This is a genomic window from Microcoleus sp. PH2017_08_TRC_O_A, assembly GCF_020738665.1.
In the GTDB taxonomy this organism is placed as follows: domain Bacteria; phylum Cyanobacteriota; class Cyanobacteriia; order Cyanobacteriales; family Microcoleaceae; genus Microcoleus.
In genome coordinates this window covers 1-17,760 of the sequence record NZ_JAEQCE010000030.1, presented here as the reverse complement: position 1 = coordinate 17,760, position 17,760 = coordinate 1, and the positions used below count along the sequence as shown (strand labels likewise).

General features: G+C 44.6%; 23 protein-coding genes and 2 pseudogenes. 22 read left to right on the top strand and 3 right to left on the bottom strand.

Annotated features, from left to right (window positions below; translation table 11 throughout):
- Window positions 1-158: 158 nt before the first annotated feature.
- The 4 genes from ndhD1 to JGK22_RS12365 all read left to right on the top strand — a co-directional run bounded on the left by ndhD1 (window position 159) and on the right by JGK22_RS12365 (window position 3,712).
- Window positions 159-1,745, top strand: coding sequence for a photosynthetic/respiratory NAD(P)H-quinone oxidoreductase subunit D1 (gene ndhD1, locus JGK22_RS12380; RefSeq protein WP_293219062.1), 1,587 nt, complete (start codon window positions 159-161; stop codon window positions 1,743-1,745).
- Between the two features lie 440 nt (window positions 1,746-2,185).
- Window positions 2,186-3,001 (top strand): DUF4375 domain-containing protein, encoded by an 816-nt coding sequence (locus JGK22_RS12375; protein ID WP_293213041.1) that lies wholly within the window; start codon window positions 2,186-2,188, stop codon window positions 2,999-3,001.
- Between the two features lie 116 nt (window positions 3,002-3,117).
- Window positions 3,118-3,381, top strand: coding sequence for a hypothetical protein (locus tag JGK22_RS12370; RefSeq protein ID WP_293219063.1), 264 nt, complete (start codon window positions 3,118-3,120; stop codon window positions 3,379-3,381).
- A complete protein-coding gene (locus JGK22_RS12365; protein WP_293213039.1) occupies window positions 3,365-3,712 on the top strand; it encodes a type II toxin-antitoxin system RelE/ParE family toxin in 348 nt (115 codons plus the stop codon). The genes JGK22_RS12370 and JGK22_RS12365 overlap by 17 nt, the downstream gene beginning before the upstream one ends.
- A 147-nt stretch (window positions 3,713-3,859) precedes the next feature.
- On the opposite strand, the gene JGK22_RS12360 is transcribed toward JGK22_RS12365, so the two are convergent.
- Complete coding sequence (locus JGK22_RS12360; protein WP_293192200.1) at window positions 3,860-4,777, bottom strand: LysR family transcriptional regulator; 918 nt, start codon at window positions 4,775-4,777, stop codon at window positions 3,860-3,862.
- A gap of 85 nt (window positions 4,778-4,862) precedes the next feature.
- Between JGK22_RS12360 and JGK22_RS12355 the strand changes: the two genes are divergently transcribed.
- The 10 genes from JGK22_RS12355 to JGK22_RS12310 all read left to right on the top strand — a co-directional run bounded on the left by JGK22_RS12355 (window position 4,863) and on the right by JGK22_RS12310 (window position 10,495).
- Entirely contained in the window at window positions 4,863-5,240 is a 378-nt protein-coding gene (locus tag JGK22_RS12355) for a hypothetical protein (protein ID WP_293182542.1), read from the top strand.
- 70 nt (window positions 5,241-5,310) lie between these two features.
- Window positions 5,311-6,015, top strand: a complete 705-nt coding sequence (locus JGK22_RS12350) for a DUF4079 domain-containing protein (RefSeq protein ID WP_293182540.1) — start codon at window positions 5,311-5,313, stop codon at window positions 6,013-6,015.
- A 15-nt stretch (window positions 6,016-6,030) separates the two neighbouring features.
- On the top strand, window positions 6,031-6,384 hold the full coding sequence (locus JGK22_RS12345; protein WP_293182538.1) for a cupin domain-containing protein: 354 nt from the start codon (window positions 6,031-6,033) through the stop codon (window positions 6,382-6,384).
- A gap of 149 nt (window positions 6,385-6,533) precedes the next feature.
- Window positions 6,534-7,580: a DMT family transporter gene (locus JGK22_RS12340; protein WP_293219067.1), complete on the top strand. Its 1,047-nt coding sequence runs from the start codon at window positions 6,534-6,536 to the stop codon at window positions 7,578-7,580.
- A gap of 22 nt (window positions 7,581-7,602) precedes the next feature.
- Window positions 7,603-8,163, top strand: coding sequence for a DM13 domain-containing protein (locus JGK22_RS12335; RefSeq protein ID WP_293219069.1), 561 nt, complete (start codon window positions 7,603-7,605; stop codon window positions 8,161-8,163).
- Window positions 8,164-8,237: 74 nt separating this feature from the next.
- On the top strand, window positions 8,238-8,714 hold the full coding sequence (locus JGK22_RS12330; protein WP_293192192.1) for an ester cyclase: 477 nt from the start codon (window positions 8,238-8,240) through the stop codon (window positions 8,712-8,714).
- Window positions 8,715-8,738: 24 nt separating this feature from the next.
- Window positions 8,739-9,200, top strand: coding sequence for a GNAT family N-acetyltransferase (locus JGK22_RS12325; protein WP_293219071.1), 462 nt, complete (start codon window positions 8,739-8,741; stop codon window positions 9,198-9,200).
- Window positions 9,201-9,294: 94 nt separating this feature from the next.
- Window positions 9,295-9,717: an ester cyclase gene (locus JGK22_RS12320; RefSeq protein ID WP_293219073.1), complete on the top strand. Its 423-nt coding sequence runs from the start codon at window positions 9,295-9,297 to the stop codon at window positions 9,715-9,717.
- A 59-nt stretch (window positions 9,718-9,776) separates the two neighbouring features.
- Entirely contained in the window at window positions 9,777-10,106 is a 330-nt protein-coding gene (locus tag JGK22_RS12315) for a TfoX/Sxy family protein (protein ID WP_293192183.1), read from the top strand.
- Complete coding sequence (locus JGK22_RS12310) at window positions 10,103-10,495, top strand: VOC family protein (RefSeq protein WP_293219075.1); 393 nt, start codon at window positions 10,103-10,105, stop codon at window positions 10,493-10,495. Before JGK22_RS12315 ends, JGK22_RS12310 begins: the two co-directional genes overlap by 4 nt.
- Before the next feature lie 62 nt (window positions 10,496-10,557).
- Here the strand turns inward: JGK22_RS12310 and JGK22_RS12305 are convergent.
- Together JGK22_RS12305 and JGK22_RS12300 are read right to left on the bottom strand one after the other, a co-directional pair.
- Window positions 10,558-10,893 (bottom strand): annotated as a pseudogene (locus JGK22_RS12305) (response regulator); the annotation flags it as partial.
- Window positions 10,894-10,968: 75 nt separating this feature from the next.
- Window positions 10,969-11,265: pseudogene (locus JGK22_RS12300) on the bottom strand (helix-turn-helix domain-containing protein); the annotation flags it as partial.
- Between the two features lie 129 nt (window positions 11,266-11,394).
- Between JGK22_RS12300 and JGK22_RS12295 the strand changes: the two are divergent.
- The 8 genes from JGK22_RS12295 (at window position 11,395) to JGK22_RS12260 (ending at window position 17,700) form a co-directional block, all read left to right on the top strand.
- Window positions 11,395-12,366 carry an SMP-30/gluconolactonase/LRE family protein gene (locus JGK22_RS12295; protein ID WP_293312963.1) on the top strand — a complete coding sequence of 324 codons (972 nt, stop codon included), beginning with the start codon at window positions 11,395-11,397 and terminating at the stop codon, window positions 12,364-12,366.
- A 15-nt stretch (window positions 12,367-12,381) separates the two neighbouring features.
- The gene (locus tag JGK22_RS12290; RefSeq protein WP_293187077.1) at window positions 12,382-12,942 is read left to right on the top strand and encodes an antibiotic biosynthesis monooxygenase; all 561 of its coding nucleotides are present in this window, start codon (window positions 12,382-12,384) and stop codon (window positions 12,940-12,942) included.
- Between the two features lie 177 nt (window positions 12,943-13,119).
- Window positions 13,120-13,776, top strand: a complete 657-nt coding sequence (locus JGK22_RS12285) for an SDR family NAD(P)-dependent oxidoreductase (RefSeq protein ID WP_293187076.1) — start codon at window positions 13,120-13,122, stop codon at window positions 13,774-13,776.
- Window positions 13,777-14,020: 244 nt separating this feature from the next.
- Window positions 14,021-14,491: an SRPBCC family protein gene (locus tag JGK22_RS12280; RefSeq protein WP_293187075.1), complete on the top strand. Its 471-nt coding sequence runs from the start codon at window positions 14,021-14,023 to the stop codon at window positions 14,489-14,491.
- A gap of 64 nt (window positions 14,492-14,555) precedes the next feature.
- Window positions 14,556-15,458, top strand: coding sequence for an AraC family transcriptional regulator (locus JGK22_RS12275; protein WP_293312961.1), 903 nt, complete (start codon window positions 14,556-14,558; stop codon window positions 15,456-15,458).
- 191 nt (window positions 15,459-15,649) lie between these two features.
- Window positions 15,650-16,093, top strand: a complete 444-nt coding sequence (locus JGK22_RS12270) for a DUF6640 family protein (protein ID WP_293312960.1) — start codon at window positions 15,650-15,652, stop codon at window positions 16,091-16,093.
- 168 nt (window positions 16,094-16,261) lie between these two features.
- Complete coding sequence (locus JGK22_RS12265; protein WP_293199330.1) at window positions 16,262-16,903, top strand: isochorismatase family protein; 642 nt, start codon at window positions 16,262-16,264, stop codon at window positions 16,901-16,903.
- A 332-nt stretch (window positions 16,904-17,235) separates the two neighbouring features.
- On the top strand, window positions 17,236-17,700 hold the full coding sequence (locus tag JGK22_RS12260) for a hypothetical protein (RefSeq protein WP_293207558.1): 465 nt from the start codon (window positions 17,236-17,238) through the stop codon (window positions 17,698-17,700).
- Window positions 17,701-17,760: the final 60 nt, after the last annotated feature.

Below are 17,760 nucleotides of genomic sequence, written 5' to 3'. Positions count from 1 at the left end.
ATAGAAATAAATCTTTGATTAAACTCAAATTGTGCGATCGCACAAATCGTCGCAAACATTACAAAAAAAATAGTTTCGTATAAAGAAAGTATAAAATTTAGACCAAAATCGCCAAAATGTGTTTAAACCTAATAATTGATGGATAATTTTAAAACGCAATGGATACAGCTAACTTTCCCTGGTTAACAACAACAATTCTGTTTCCCATTGCTGCGGCCTTGCTAATTCCTTTGATTCCCGATAAGGATGGCAAGACGGTGCGGTGGTATGCACTAATTGTGGGTTTGATCGATTTTGCCCTACTTGTTTACGCTTTTTGCACTCAGTACGACTTCAGCAATCCAGACTTGCAACTGGTAGAAAGTTATACTTGGGTGCAGCAACTTGATTTAAATTGGTCAGTCGGTGCTGACGGTTTGTCAATGCCGTTGATTTTGCTGACAGGTTTTATTACTACCCTGGCGACTTTAGCAGCTTGGCCAGTCACACTTAAACCAAAGCTATTTTACTTTTTGATGCTGACAATGTACGGCGGGCAAATCGCAGTTTTTGCCGTACAGGATATGTTGCTGTTTTTCCTGGTTTGGGAACTAGAATTAGTCCCGATTTACCTGATTTTGTCAATCTGGGGCGGCAAAAAGCGCCTCTACGCAGCAACTAAGTTTATCCTTTACACCGCAGGCGGTTCGCTGTTTATTTTGGTTGGCGCCCTGACAATGGCGTTTTATGGCGATACAGTGACTTTCGATATGCGGGCGATCGCAGCCAAAGAATTCGCCCCCAATGTAGAATTGCTCCTGTACACAGGATTTTTAATAGCCTACGGCGTCAAACTGCCAATTTTTCCCCTGCACACTTGGCTCCCTGACGCCCACGGCGAAGCAACCGCACCCGCCCATATGTTGCTAGCAGGAATTCTCCTGAAAATGGGCGGCTACGCCTTGCTGCGGATGAATGCCGGAATGCTCCCGGATGCTCACGCTACCTTCGCACCCCTCTTAGTAATTTTGGGTGTAGTAAACATTGTTTACGCCGCCTTAACCTCCTTTGCTCAGCGGAATTTGAAGCGCAAAATTGCTTATTCTTCAATTTCCCACATGGGGTTTGTGCTGATTGGGATAGCTTCGTTTACCGATTTGGGAACTAGCGGCGCCATGCTGCAAATGGTTTCCCACGGTTTGATCGGGGCCAGTTTGTTCTTCATGGTAGGCTGCACGTACGATCGCACGCACACCCTCATGCTCGACGAAATGGGCGGAGTAGGCAAGAAAATGCGTAAGGTTTTCGCCATGTGGACAGCTTGCTCTATGGCATCTTTAGCTTTGCCGGGAATGAGCGGTTTTGTCGCAGAATTGATGGTATTTGTAGGCTTTGCAACCAGCGACGCTTACAATCCGGTGTTCAAGGTTTGCGTGGTATTTCTGGCTGCTGTTGGCGTAATTTTGACTCCGATTTACCTGCTGTCGATGCTGCGTGAGATTTTCTACGGTTCTGAAAATAAGGAATTGGTGGAACACGAAGAATTGGTGGATGCGGAACCGCGAGAAGTGTTTATTATTGCTGCGCTGTTAGTGCCGATTATTGGCATTGGTTTGTATCCGAAGATGCTGACTCAGGTTTACGATGCGACGACTGTTCAGTTGACTGCAAGATTGCGCGATTCTGTGCCTTCGTTGGTGGCTAAGGCTGCTGCGGATCGAACTGTGTCTCTGCGCGCTCCGGCGATCGAGCCGAGTAAGTTGTAATTTGCACTGGATGCGAGAAAGAAAACCCCCAAACTCAGTTTAAAAATCGGGTTTGGGGGTTTTCTATATACTTTAATCTTGGAGGCAGAAACCGGGTTGTTTTACTAAAATACTGCATCATAATCTTTAAAACTTGTGAAAAACCCGGTTTCTTTGGTATTTATGCGTGCGGGACTATACTTCTTAAAACAAATTATTTAAATGGGGAGTTTTTAACCGCAGATATCAGCAGATAAACACAGATGAACGCTGATAGGGTTTCCAGAAGTCTTGGTCTGCGTTCGGAAGTTAATTCGCTCAACTTTCCAAGAAGCAGCGATCGGCGATAATAGATAGGATAGCATTTTGATTGTAGCTGTTGGAAGATGAGAATCTAACCTTCAATGCAAAGTTTGTTGGTACTCAGCTAGAAAGTTATAGCCCAATAGGGGGACGAAAAAATGAGTGAGGATATAGTAGGATCGAAAGATGCTGTCGTGGTATCGGCGGAAAGCATGAAGAGCGATGATATCCGCGCGACGATCCAATCAAATATTGACTTTGTGAATGCACTATTTGAAGAGCTTCTGAATCCCTCAGAAATTTCTCACCACGCACTCCTCAGTTACTACGTCGATTACTACCTCGCGCAGGTGAACAATGGCGGTTTTGCTCAGTTTGTCTATAACACAAGGTGGAAGCCTGCGGTCATTGCGCTAGTCAAAGAAGGCCTTCAGCAAATCGGCGCGACACAACATACCGATCTTTTTGCAAAAGGAGAGGCGTTGGTTACAGCAGGAAAGACAAAGTTAGCATCGTTCTTTTCGAGTGGGTTATTCGGCGAAAATGCTGAGAGAGACAGGCTAAATGGCATAAATGAGAACTTTTATTCGATCGAACAAGAGGAGAGTCTCGAACGATTAAATGCTAACTGGTTAAAAGCGCGCCCCGGTCTGATTGTTGTAGCAGAAGATCGAATCCAACAGGAAGTCACTCGACGAGCATTGAGTATTTCCGATCGCGAGGCCCGGCTCGCCCAGGCCCGTGCTGCCGAGCCGAGATACATGAAACTGATACGAGCCTTGTGCGATGCAGCCGGCCATACGCTTGAGCGCGTTACGGCAGGCGATACTATGAATGAGTACGGTGGTGAAAGAATACTCGCTTGGCACTTTATTACTGACAATGGGCATCACTTCATGATGGAGGCTGACGGGAAGGCAATGATGTTTTCTGGAAAGTCCAAGGAACAGATTGCGGAGCTGGTAGTGGTATAACTATGCGGCCAAATTAATAGTTAGGTTGATGCACTATTTTTTTTAGTCTTTACTCTTAATTTTTATTGTTTCGATATTTGCTAGAATAGAAGCGAATACTAACCAAACTGCAACTCATGCTAAAAACCATCGAAGGCATTTATCAGAATGGGCAGATTCAGCTCGCCTCGCTACCACAAGATATTAGCGATCGCTCTCAAGTTCTCGTCACCTTTCTCGATCCAAACAAAATAGATCCAATTAAACTGCGCCAACTGATCGATCAATTAGAAACAATCGCAGGTATTCAGCAAGGTTTCGAGGAACTCAACGCCGGACTTACTCGCCCTATCGAAAATTTTGTCCAAGAAATGCAGCAGAAATATGACATTTCAGGTTGAAATTACCCCGATCGCCTCTTCTGAGATTGAGCAAGCCTACCGCTGGTATCGAGAGCGCAATCCCGATTTTGCCGATCGCTGGTTTCGAGGTTTGATGAATGAAATCGCAACACTCCAAGAAAAACCTCGGCGCTGTGGCTTAGCAGTTGAAAGCGAGATTTTTCCTGAAGAAGTTCGGCAGTTACTTTATGGGAAATCCAAAAACATTTACCGGGTCTTGTTTGCGATTCGAGATACTACGGTTTATGTATTGTATGTCCGCCATAGCGCTCGATCGCCCTTAACGGCAGATGACTTGAATGAACTAGAAGGTGGAGTTGAGAATTTTTAGGAACCGATCGTGCCTCGATCGTCATACCCAAGACTTCAAAATTACCAATCGATCGCCGTAAAATTCGGTGGGATAGCCCTTTTCTTTTTTAGTCTTAATTGTTCTTGTTTCTATAATTGCCAGAAGAGAATAGAATACTAATTAATCTCAAACCCACGGATCGAGCTTAAATTCTGCCTCTAAAAAATCAATAAAACAAGTTATTTTTGCTGGATAAAAACGGCTGCGACGATATACCCCATTAATTGGTAACGGAGTTGGTTGATAATCCTCCAACACAACCTTGAGATCGCCCCGGTAAATTTCATCACCAAACATCCAGACCGGCGCTACCGCAATCCCCAAACCCGATAACACTGCTGCTCGAATCGCCACAGAACTATTAGTTTGAAAACAACCCCCAACTTGCACCTTGATAGTGCCATCTGTTCCTTGAAAATGCCATTCATTGCCTGTTGACAGATGCGTATAGACAATACAATCACGATCCACTAAATCATCCGGTGTTTGAGGTTCTCCCGCTTGCTCAAAATAGCCTGTTGTTGCCACTGTGACGCGGCGAGTCGTGCCAATGCGATGGCTAATCAGGGAACTATCGGGACGATTACCAATGCGGATCAACAGGTCTAATCCATTCTCTACAATGTCCACAAAACTATCGGCCATCATCAGATCGATCTTGACATCGGGATAGCGTTTCATAAAGGCTTTTAAACGGGGGACAATCTGCTTTTCCCCAAACAGCACGGGACAGCCCAATCGCAAAATACCTGTTGCTCGTTCTTTTCCTGTTAAACTGGCCTCCGCTTCGGCGACGGTTTCCAAAATTTGCTGACAGTATTGATAGTATCTTTTCCCCTCCTCAGTCAAACTCAAGTTGGTAGTTGAACGAGTGATTAATTGTACCCCCAGATATTTTTCCAGAGCGGCGATTTGCTTGCTAATTGTCGGTTGCGTCGTCTGTTGTTCCCGCGCTACGGCCGAAAAACTCTTCATTTCGATCGCCCGAACGAAAGTCTGCATACAGGCAATTCGATCCATACCGTACCTATTCCAAAATGGCATATAGTATATTCTATTATGCCTCCTTCTCAAAAAAATTGAAATAGATGATGATGTTCGCATCAACCATTCTCACCAAAAAACGAAGATGTTAAAACTCAAATCCCTCAGTCCTCTGTTCGCCACCCTCGCTATTGCTAGCGCTATCAGTGCGGGAGATGTAGCTGTACATAGCTTTTTGCCAAAATTCCAAAATACGGCAATAGCAGCCCCGGAAATAACGGTTCAGGAAAAGATCCAGATTATTACTAAAAGTAAAGGACAAGTTGGTAGTGGCGACCAATTGCGACGATTTTTCTATGGTGATTTATTACCATTAGGAGTACAACCCGGTGGGGCAGGCATGGTGGTCAATCTCTACAACAAGGCCAACAATGTTACCTTCTCTTACTGTGCAACCTTTGATGTTGTTGTCGCTGTGAAACAAGGGAGAGTAGCGAGTTTTCCCGCCGCTGAAGTGAAGTAATTTGCCTGTTCCCTTGCTGAGTGTAAGTAAGGGAAAATTCGCGATATATATAATTGAATGGATATTTAACATGGAACTTCAAGACTTCTTTGCATTGTTACATCCGGCGATCGCCATTATCGTGGTTTTTCCCTTAATCGGCATTGTGGTGAATCGCGCCCTACTCACCCGTCAACGTCGTCTGCAAGTTGCCGGTGGCGAAAAAAGTAAAATTCCGCCCGTAGTAGGTTCCGAGCACGTAGCGATCGGTAGTTGGTTGAGCCGCTCAGTTGTAGGGGTTGCCCTACTGGGAATGGCCTATCCCATTTTTTCAAAAATGCTCAGTAACGACACCCTTACTAAAGAACCATTTCGAGTCTTTTTTGTCATCGCCATTTTCCTGTTAAGCATTGCTTCTTTCACGCTACTATTTAAGGCAAATGTTAAACTATGGCGAGGCATTTTTGCCACTTTTACGGGAATGGGATTGATGATTTTAGGGTTTCAACCAGAAATCTTTCGTCGAGATAATGAATGGTTTGTTTCCCATTACTACTACGGTATTACAGCCGCTTTATTAATGATTTTTTCAGTGGCGATCGTCCAAGATATTTATCAGGATAGACAAAATCGCTGGCGCACCGCTCATATTATTCTCAATTGTTTTGCTCTACTGCTGTTTATCGGTCAGGGAATGACTGGTACAAGAGATTTACTAGAGATTCCCCTCCATTGGCAATCACAATACATTTATCAATGTGATTTCACCAATAAAACCTGTCCGCAACCCAAATAAAACGGTAATTTTCAAATGATGAAATCAAGAGTTTTTCCCCTGGAAGCTGATGTGCGTTTCTCGGATGAATCTGCTACGGTGACTGAAATTATTAAGACTAAAAATGCTAGTATCGCTATTTGGGGAGTCAAGCCTGGGCAAATTGTAGAAGCTCATTGTCACCCGGATGGACAAGATACCTGGGTGATGCTACGGGGCGCTTTGACGTATTATTTAGGGAATGGTCAAAGCCAAAGCTTGAATGCTGGTGAAGTTGCGATCGCAGACAAAAATCAGATTCATGGTGCAGTGAATGACAATAGTGAAGATGCTGTGTTTATCTCCATTTATTCTGCTCCCCAAATTGGCTATGAAAAGGCATCACTTTAAACTAATTTAATGTAAAGTTTTATAGTTTAAATGAGTCGTGAAACTCTCTTCTGTTTCGGTTTTTCGCGTTCTTCGCGTCTTCGCGGTTCGTTTAAAATTTTTGAATTATTGCCTGAATTCATTTTATAAAATCAACATCAATAAAAAGAATGAAAGTTGCCAATAAAGTGCATATAATTTTAATGAAAGTTCCTGCCCCGATGTATCTTGGCATAGCTGTTTTGATTTTTGCAACTTCTAATTCTGTTACTAAAAAAATAGTTGAGATTGGTCAAAATCATGCGATCGATGGCAGAAATCCCATCTCACTGTGCAATGTTTTATTTGTGGGTAATATCTGTGCTTTGGGGTTAATGACTCTAATTTTTCATCAAGATTGGCAACCGCAGACTCTGAAAGCTTTGACTGGTAAAGATTGGATTAGTTTAACCATTACAGGTATTTTATCGGGGGCGATCGTTCCTGCGTTAATTTTTCAAGCCCTCGGACAGACAAATATTACTAATATCGTGTTAATTGGGCGTATCGAACCAATTTTAACCCTGGTGTTGGGTGTTTGGCTGTTGGGATCGCGGGTCAATTTTTGGGCAAGTGCAGGGGCTCTGGTTTCCTTGGCTGGGGTGATAGTGACTGCTTTTTTAGGGAGTTCAGGGCCGATGATGACGATGGCTGGATTTCAAATTGGAATAGGAGAAATTTGTGTGGCGATCGCAGCGATCATTGGTTCCATTGCTACCGTCGTTGGTAAACTGCAATTACAATCGATTCCCTTGGGAATTTTTACAATTTATCGCAATATTCTGGGGACGGTAATTTTTTTCCTATTGGCTAATCTCCTTTACGGGCCAAACCATTTTGCAGAAGTGTTATCTCCTTTTCTGTGGCAATGGATGATAATCTATGCGGCGGTTATTGTCGTCCTGGGTCAATTATGTTGGTTGGCTGGTTTAAAAAATGCAACTTCAACGGAACTCAATTTAGCCAGTTTATTGAATCCAATTGCAGCTATAGTTATGGGATATTTAATTTTAGGGGAAGCTCCTACTTTAGCTCAATATTTAGGGGGAAGTTTGTTGTTTGTGGGGATTGTCTTGGGTTTTATTGGCAACCTATATGAGGCTAAAATAAATCGACAATTAGTTGACCTCAATCCTCGGGATGCTATGGAAACTGCGATCGGTTTCCGGGGAGTTTAATGCTTTAAGGAGGAAGCTTTTTATGAAACGCCGCTATTTCAACTTTGCTAGTATTACCTTTGTGTCAACAATTGCGATCGGCTGCATCAAAACCGCTGGCGATCGAACTGCTATTGCGTCATCCGGTACTTCTGAAACAATGCCAACGCCTGTGGCAGCTTCCCCTCCAACTAAGCCAGTGACGACACCCGCAACGGCTCAACCCGCAAAAGTTCTAACTTCTGGCACTTTTGTCGATGGCGAACACCCCACCAAAGGCACTGCCCGCATTGTCCAGAAAGGGGATGAGCGCATTCTGGAACTCGATCGAGCATTTCAAACCTCAACGTCTGGTCCTGATTTGGTCGTGATTTTGCACAAATCGCCCGATGTTATTGGCTCGACAGTTCCCCCAGCCTATCCCATCAAGAAAGGGGACTATGTGTCGATCGCGCCACTCAAGTCATACAGCGGTGCTCAAAGCTATGTGATTCCTGCCAGCATCAACTCAGAAGATTTTGCTTCGGCGGCAATTTGGTGTCGCAAGTTCAATGCCACCTTTGGTGCTGCCAGACTTCAGAGATTGAGTTCCGCAAGGCTCTGACCAATAATTTCTTGATGCTACAAGAAAGAGGATTTATCCGTGGAATCAATCAAAAATCAAAAATCAAAAGTCGAATGACTGACCAAAACAAAGCAATCGTTCTCCAGTTCTACAAAGCTTTTGACGATCGCAAAATGGAACAAGCCTTAGAACTGTTAGCGCCGAATTTTATTGCTCGCATGGCCGGAATGCCAAAGCCATTAAACGGGGAGGAGTTCAAGCAGTTCGGGATGTCGTTTTATCTAGCTTTCAGTCAGGGTGAACACGTTTTTGATGAGGTCATAGTTGCAGGTGATAAAGTGGTGACGTGCGGAAAATTCACAGCAACACACCTCGGAGAATTTCAAGGTTTGCCACCCACGGGAAAACAAATTAGCTTAGCTGTTATGCACATCGATCGCATCGAAAACGGCAAAATCGCGGAGCATTGGGGCCAGGGCGATGCACTGGGATTAATGCAACAGTTAGGGATTGTATTCTTGCCTGGGCCAAAGCTAATACCGCACATTTTGAGAGGTGCTGTGTCTAAACTGTTTCAGAAATCTGCCTAGATTTGCATACCCACGGAGTTTGCTATGATTCGCCCGATCGCGCCCGATGACACGACTGCATTAATCGCCTTAGTTGAGGCAATTGGATTCGAGCCGCACGAGACCGAAGAACTCGCCCTCATGCTGGCAGACCACTTCGACGGCAAAAATAGCCAAGACATCTGGCTCACCGACGATGACGACGGGCTGGTGGGGGTCGCCTATGTTGCGCCGGAACGAATGACCGAGGGGACGTGGAATCTATATCTAATTGCCGTCCACCCCGATCGTCAGCAGCAAGGACGCGGTGCAGCACTGCTAGCCCACGTCGAACAGATGTTAGCGCAGCGCGGCGATCGCGTGCTACTTGTGGAAACATCGGGACTGGAGAGCTTCGAGTACGTTCGATCGTTCTACCGCAAGAGCGGTTACGACGAGGAAGCACGAATCCGCGAGTTCTACAAGGCGGGCGAGGACAAGATCGTTTTCCGTAAAGCGCTGAACTAACTTGTTGCATAATCAACGCCTACGTCGATAAAATCATTCAGACTTTTGAAATTGTATACTGCCCTATTAAGGACTAATCTCCGGAGAAAAACCGATGAACGAACCTGATAAAAACAAGCAGATCGTCCAGAACTTTATCCAAGTGGTTTGGAACGGTCGCAATCTCTCGGCATTGAAAGATTTATGGGCAGAAGATTGTGTAAACCATGCGATGCTAGGAACAGACAATCGCGGTCTTAATGCGCTGCGGATCTATCATGATTCATTCTTTGATGATTTTTTCTCCGCTTTCCCCGACATCGAGATTGAGATCGTGCAGCAGGTTGTCGAAGGCGATCGAATCGCGACATATATCACTAGCCAAGGTACACACAGTGGCACGTTTTATGGCACTCCACCAACAGGTAAAACTATTTCAACATCCGTAATCCGGATCGATCGCGTTCGAGACGGAAAAATTGCCGAACATTGGTCTGTTTCCGATGCGGCAGGTTTAATGCAACAACTTCAATCCTGAATTCCAGCAATTTGAGAATGTGTTGTCTACATTCGCTAGGAGAATATATGTCCTCGGACTTGAACTTTGTTGAATATATTCTGGATCAAATAAACCAAGCGGGGCAAGTCTCTTTCAAAAAAATGTTTGGCGAATATGCGATCTACTGCGACGAGAAAGTCGTCGCGCTTGTTTGCGATAACCAACTGTTCATAAAGGCGACTGCTGGTGGGCGATCGATGATTGATAGTATCGTAGAAGCCCCCCCATACCCAGGTGCAAAACCATACTTTCTGATTGGAGAACAGCTTGACGATCGGCATTGGATGTCGAATCTTATTCGTTTGACAGCAAGTGAGCTTCCGGCCCCAAAACCAAAGAAATCAAAGTTCAAAAAGGCAAAAATATGAAATTTGGTTACACCATTATCTACGTCTCGTCGGTTGCAGATGCACTGACCTTTTACAAGGAGGCATTCGGCTTTGAAACGCGCTTTTTGCATGAGTCTGGCGAGTATGGCGAGTTGAACACGGGCGAAACGGTTCTTGCTTTTGCCTCCCATGCGATGGGTGAAATGAATCTTGACGGACATTATCAAAAAAGCGATCTCAGTGCTACACCCTTTGGAGTTGAGCTGGCGTTTGTCGCCGATGATGTAGCATCTGCCTATACCAAGGCAATTGCTGCTGGAGCGGTTTCTGTCAAGGAGCCGACCATAAAGCCTTGGGGTCAAGTGGTTGCATATGTTCGTTCTAGAGAAGGATCATTAATTGAGCTTTGTTCTCCGATCGGCGACTAACAACGCCCATGCACAACGACCGTAAAAACTTAATCGGCGTTGATTGGGAATATTGGGCTGCTTTAGTTATCTACTAGCGACCCAGTTAAACTAGCTAGAGAGCAAACTAATTCTGCGATATCCACAGGCTGAGTCAGACAAATCTGGAAACCAGAGCGAAGAGCTTGCCGACGATCGCCAGAACTTGCAACAGCGATCAGTGCGATCGTGGCAATTTGCTTGCCTTGCGCTGACTCCAGCTCTTTGATTTGATGAACGAGCGTGTATACTTGGTCGTCTGGCATATCTGTGTCAATGACTAAGGCTTGAGGTTGTGTTAGATCGAAAGTCTGTAGCGCCTCGATTGTGGAGGTAGCGATCGCTACTTGTACCCCGTGAGATTCCAGTTCCGATCGCAAAAAACCTCCCATTTCTGGACTAACAATAAGAACGCGCAAGCCTGTCAAATCCCGTAAACCAAACTTAAATTCAGGCAGTTGATTTTTTCCCCATTCACACATTAACTCGATGATCGGGCTGAGAGTTTCACCTAAAGGCGTGATGGAGTATTCTACTCGTCGAGGCATCTCACGATAGGCTTCTCGATCGATCAAACCATCTTTTTCCAACTCCCGCAATTGCTGCGTCAAAATTTTTGCGGAGATTCCAGGAATAAGATGTTTCAGTTCTCCAAAGCTTTTCCTGTGCTGCCTTAGCCACCACAGAATCACACTTTTCCACTTTCCACTAATGCGTTCAATCGTCAGCTCAACTGGACATCCAAATTTCATAGGTAAAACATTTCCATTAGTATCCATTTGGTAACTATAGATGTGACTGTGCTACTCTCGATTCAGCGTTGGGTGAGTGCCCTTCGCGCAAATAATATCGAAGTCTCGTCGCACTGTCCATTCTTTTCAGTGTCTGACCAACTTGTGGATTGTCTGACTATACTCGAAAAAGGAACGATCGCAATGTCTACACCAATTGGATTACCGCCTATCTTTGAAAGCACTCCTATAGAGTTGGTGCCAAGCCAACAAATCGCTGAATTTCCTGCCAATACATTTCTAGAAAGTATTGCGATCGACTCTGACAATACGTTATTTATTGCCAACCATTTTGAAGGAAAGATCGTTCGCATCGGGCAAGATCGAATCCCCGTAACTCATGCCACGATCTCAGGTAAGGCAGCAGGTCTAGCTTTTCTGTCAGAAACAGAACTATTGCTGACAGGTTGGAATCAAGACGGAATTTCCACCATCTTTAAAGTTTCATCTCAAGGTTCAGTAGAAACTTTACTAACAATGCCAGATGCAATCTTCCTGAATGGAATCACGCATTTGACTGGTAGTCGCTATGCGATCGCTGATTCCTATCGAGGTGCGATTTGGGAATTAGATGTAGCCCAAGTCAGCACTCGCATTTGGCTCGAACATCCTTTGTTGGCGCGAACCTCCGCAGAGCAAGAAATTCCCGGAGCTAATGGACTCAAAATCTTTAACAATGTGTTTTATGTATCGAATACCCAAAAGCAGCATATTGTTCGGATTCCGATTCTCGAAGATGCTGAGCCAGGGGAACCAACAATTTTTATCGATCGCGTAAACATTGACGACTTTGCCTTCGATCGCAACGGTAATCTCTACGGCACTACACACATTTATAACAGTGTGGTCAAGATTACACCAGATGGTAAAATAACCACGATCGCCGAAGCAGAACAAGGAATGGCAGGAACTACAGCCTTAGCATTCGGTCGTACTGGGCGCGATCGCACCAGTATTTACGTGGTAAGCAACGGTGGTATGTCATATCCATTGCCATCAGGAATTGAGTCGGCAAAAGTTGTACGTCTAGAAATTGGTGCTGAAGGATTACCGCTAATCTAGTTGGAAGTTTTTTGCATGAATCCATTGAATCAATCTGACGATCCTCCAGTAACTGTTGATATTCTGCAACAAGTCAAGCCTGGTTGTGAGGATGAATTCGATCGAGTTTTGAGCGATATATTAGTCGCTGCTGCGGCATTTGAAGGACATTTGGGAGTGAATATCTTCCGTTCAAGCGATCGCAGCAACCGAGAATATCGCATCGTCTTCAAGTTCGACCATTTGAGTAATTTGACCAGTTGGGAAAATTCTCCAATTCGTCATCGGCTTTTGGAACGAATCAAGCGGCTAACTGTTAATTCCAAGTATCAACGGCTGACGGGGTTAGAGACATGGTTTACCTTGCCAATTCAAGGGGCGATCGTGCCACCGCCCCGTTACAAAATGGTACTCGTTACTTGGCTAGTGATTTTTCCATTGATTAACATCATTCCACCCTTCTTAAATCAATTGCTTTTTCCATTGCCAACTTTGTTACGCAGTGCGATCGGTGCAGCTTTCATGGTTTCGTTAATGACCTACATCATCATGCCACGGGTGACAAAGTTATTTGCTAAGTGGCTCTATCCAAAGTAGAATACTCTTAAGTTCATTCATGAACTAAGGTCACGATGAAACCACTTTGTACGGATTGCCAAAAGTCGATCGAATGTCAAGGCTATCTACGATAGGATGATTGGCAACATTAGAATTTGAGCTGTTGATGACACTCATTATCACACCGATAATTTTGAAGTAAATTCGGGTAAAAAAATGAATCAACCGATATGTGCGATCGCTGGATTTGGAGCAGGAGTGAGCATGGGCGTAGCCAAGGCATTTGCCAAGGAAGGCTACAGTTTGGCACTCATGGCTCGGAATTTGGAAAAACTAGAAGTAAATGCTCAAGAACTCCGTCAGGCAGGCTATACGGTTTATACCTTTGCAGCAGATGCCGGGAATCAAGAATCCTTAATTCAAGCTTTTACTGAGATTCGCAAATTGGCAGATCCAGAAGTATTGATTTATAATGCCGCCGTGATGGCGATGGGTAAGCCTAGCGAACTAACACCTGAGAAGTTAATCGCCGATTTTAATGTGAATGTCATTGGTGCCTTGGTTGCAGCACAGCAGGTGATTCCAGCGATGAAAACAAGTAAGAAAGGCACAATCTTGCTCACAGGTGGAGGTCTAGCATTATATCCAGATGCGGATTTAGTCTCTTTGGCGATCGGCAAATCAGGGCTAAGGAGTTTGACATTTTGTCTAGCTCAAGAATTGAAGGAGTTTGGGATTCATGTAGGTACTGTGACTATCTGTGGCACAGTAGAAGTCGGTACGCATTTCGATCCTGATGCGATCGCTAAATCTTATATTGCGCTACACAATCGATCGTCAGCAGATTCTGAAGTCGAAGTGATTTACAAATAATAATTTCTTCTGACAACCCTCAACTACTTTTCAACTACAAAAGACGATGGATACTACAAGTCCAGGAGAGCTGTTTGATATCAAATCCGGCTGCATCGGAATGATATAGAGTCCAAGGCAGTGCCGTTTCCCTACCGCGATGAATTGTAGGGACACGGCACTGCCTTGGACTCTGTCTTCTCCGTTTATATCATTCCGATGCAAACAGATTTGATATTAGATATTACAAAAAGGCGAAGATTTCATGAGCTTACTTTCAGCAACCATTAAGACTACCGTTACAGCTAGTCAAACAGCGGCTTTTGAGCATATTGTGCCTATTGACCTCACTTCTATATTTAAAGGTTATGGGCTGCTACCATCTGTCACGGGGATTAAGAACCAAGTTGGAAATTGGGACATCGCAGGGCAAACCCGCACTGTACATTTATCAGATAATAGCTCCGTCCAAGAGCTACTGACAAAATATGAGCATCCGCGATACTTTAGCTACACGGTTAGCGGTTTTACTGGGGTGCTGGGGTTTCTTACAACTTCTGCGAATGGCGAGTGGTGGTTTAGTATCAACTCATCAGGTCAGACTACGATCGAGTGGCGTTATACATTCAATGCACGGTCTGTTTTAGCGGTTCCAATCCTTTGGTTGATTACCAATTTACTCTGGCGCAACTATATGAATAATGCGCTGCAACGATCGAAAGCACTGATTGAGTAGAATATGACCTAACCAGCGATCGCATTCGGAATCGATCCAAGTCCTTACATCCAGAGTTTATAAAATGCCAGAAAAACAGCCCTTAACTATCGATTTTACTCAGAAAGATGATGTTATGAAAGTTGTCCCCCGATTGCCGCTGCGATCGAGCGAAAATTTGGGCTGGAATGAAATTCATGTTCAACAACATTGTCAACCCGCTTGGGAATCACCTGAATACGCTCACACTACACATATTGTGGTTGTCGGACTCAGTTCGGATTTGGTTCAGACAGAACGTTGGTTTGATGGACGCAGGCAGCAAGAGCAGATTGGCGGCGGAAATAATATTGCGATCGTCCCGGCAATGGTTCAGCATCGGAGCAGTTGGAATCAAGAAGCCTCCTTTTCCGTGTTATCCCTTGAACCCGATCGCTTGACTAAAATTGCCTATGAATCATTTACAACGGAGCGGATCGAACTCATTCCGCATTATGCAATGCAGGATACATTCATCGATCGCATTGGCAAGTCCCTGACAGCAGAACTTACAGAGGATCGATTTGGCAGTCAGTTATTGGTAGACTCCTTGAAGATCGCACTTTCAATTCATCTGTTGAGGCATTATTCAGATTGGCACAAACCCTTGCGCGACTACCAGGGAGGGATGCCGAAGTGGAAAATGCAACGAGCGATCGCATATATCCACGATCATTTAGCTGAAAATCTAACTATTGCAGCGATCGCCGATGAATTAGAGATGAGTCAATATTATTTCTCACGGTTATTTAAGCAATCGATCGGTGTATCACCCTATCGATATGTAATGGAGCAAAGAATCGAATCAGCAAAACATTTATTGAAAAAAACTCCACTACCAATTTCGATGATTGCCGATCGGGTTGGTTTTGCCAATCAAAATCAATTGACAATCCAATTTCGGAACTTGACGGGTACAACACCTAGCAACTATCGCAAACACTTTTGATGTCCAGCCTCATAGCAAGATTCTAATAAATGGGGCAAGAATCAATGATTAATCCGGATTTTTTCTGACGCGATCGTGAGTCAGCAGAAATCTTTGCTAGGCTTGACTGCGTACTGAGGTACGGCGGAAGATGAACTTTATCGTTTCACTTCCAAACTAAAACGATTCGGGTTAGCTTAAAGGAGACAAAAATGAGCAGAAAGTTGAATTTAAGTAGATTTGCCATCTCTCTCATAGCCGTTATTAGTTCCCTGAGTCCCTTCTTAGCCGATTTCAATGAAACTCATGTTTTCAATCCACTTTGGCCGCCACACGCCAAATTTCATAACGGACAAACGATGACTGTGGGTCTTATTTGCGGGATTATATCGCTTTATTTTCTATGGTTTCGCAAGGTTTCTACTGACATTGAAAACTTAAAGATGTCTTGCTTATTTGCGGCTCTTTACTGGATGGCAATGGCACCAGCAATTCTCTATCCTGGAACGGCATTCGCTGACCCAGAATATGGTGGTCTTCAATCATTTTCATTAGGGGGTTTCCCAATTACACAAGTTCACATGGATTTTCTATTTTTTATCATTTTGGGAATTTGCTACTACACGGAAAGCAATCGAATGAAAAAATCTTCATAAATTTCGTGAAATTTCATGGAACATACTAAGGTTTTCTCAAAGAGCCGGAAAACTTTGGCTGAGGCTGAACTCTAAAACGCTGCGATCGATTTGAACGATCGCAAGAATCATCTACTTCAAAGCTCAGTTTCAGACTTTATAGATCGTTCAAACAGAAGGAGAATCTCCATGAATTATGAAAAGTTCGAGATGCTTGACGACCAAAATGCCTGTGCGCTGCTGATTGACCACCAAGCAGGATTAATGTTATTTTGCGGTGATATTGACCCAATTCACCTTCGCAACAACTGCATCGCGCTGGCAAAAGTGCTTAAACTGCATAACATTCCGGTCGTGATGTCCGCTGCCGCGTTCGGACCCGCAGGGCCTCTGGGTCCGTTCCTACCGGAAATACTGAAGCTGTTCCCCGACGTACAGCCCATCTATCGCACCAAAATCAATTCGATGCACGATCCACGTATACGAGAAGCGATCGAAGCCACCGGTCGCAAAAAAGTGATCGCGGCTGGCATCACAGCAGACTTCTGTGTTGGGATTCCCGCAAAGACTCTGGCGGCGGAGGGCTACGATGTTCGACTTGTCATGGACGCTTCGGGGAACTATAGCAATCAGGTGCTGGCAGCCTCAACCGCCAACCTGACTCAATACGGCGTGAAGGTAACCAACTGGCTCAGTGTGGCTTGTGAACTTCAACAGGACTGGGCGATCGAGAAGACGGCACAAGGACTGCTGGAGATCTATCGCGAGCATCTGCCGGAGTGGTCTATGCTACAACTTACGTCGGACACCTGGAAATCCTTGCAGAAGTAGTTTTAGAGGTCGATTCTCCGAAACCGAGAAACACGGTCAATGACCCGCCGCTAATACGCAATCGACTTGGAAAAAGGTCGAGAATCGATAGGAATCGATCGCACCGAGTAGGATGCTCGGTCAGAAGCTGTCTTAGTGCGTCAGAACTTTAGTTAATTCTGAACGCTGCGATCGATTTGAACAATCGCAAGAATCACCTAACTGATTCTAGATATTCCGCAAGAAAGGTCTATCTTTTCATCCCATAACCAAGGTATTTTTTCTAGCCAAACCCGATAGTTTCGTTGCGCCTCGTTTCTTATTCCCTAACAATTTAACTGAGGTATATCAGTATGCATCGAGCAAAACTCGCCAGATGGTTGCTTATCACCGCAGCTATTTCCACCCTGACGATACCCATTGGAGTTGATGCAGTTTTGTTAGCAAACGGTCACATGAACAACCCGGCTTGGTTGCCTCACGCCAAACTCCACTGTGCCATGTCTTTCTTTGCGGCTGCCTCGTTGGGAAGTGCCGCTTTAGCAATTTTAAAAGTGCGTCCCACCAGCGATCGCTTTTCAATGGGTTTGGCTGCATTTCTCGGATCTGCGTTCTGGGTTGGGCTAATTGGCGCGGGGTTTTGGCCTGGAACATCCTATGGTTTCCTCAACGATCCGGTTCTGGGAACCGTTCGTGAGCCTGAATTGGGTGGTATCTCGATTTATCCAAATGTTGTGGCAGCAATGCTCACGATTGCGATCGCAGTCGTTGGTTATTGGTTAACTGGGCAGCAAAAATCAATTGAACGATCTAAGTAAAAGTTTGCACATCAAAAAAGGAAAATGAAATGAAAATTGGCATTATTGGTGCTGGCAACA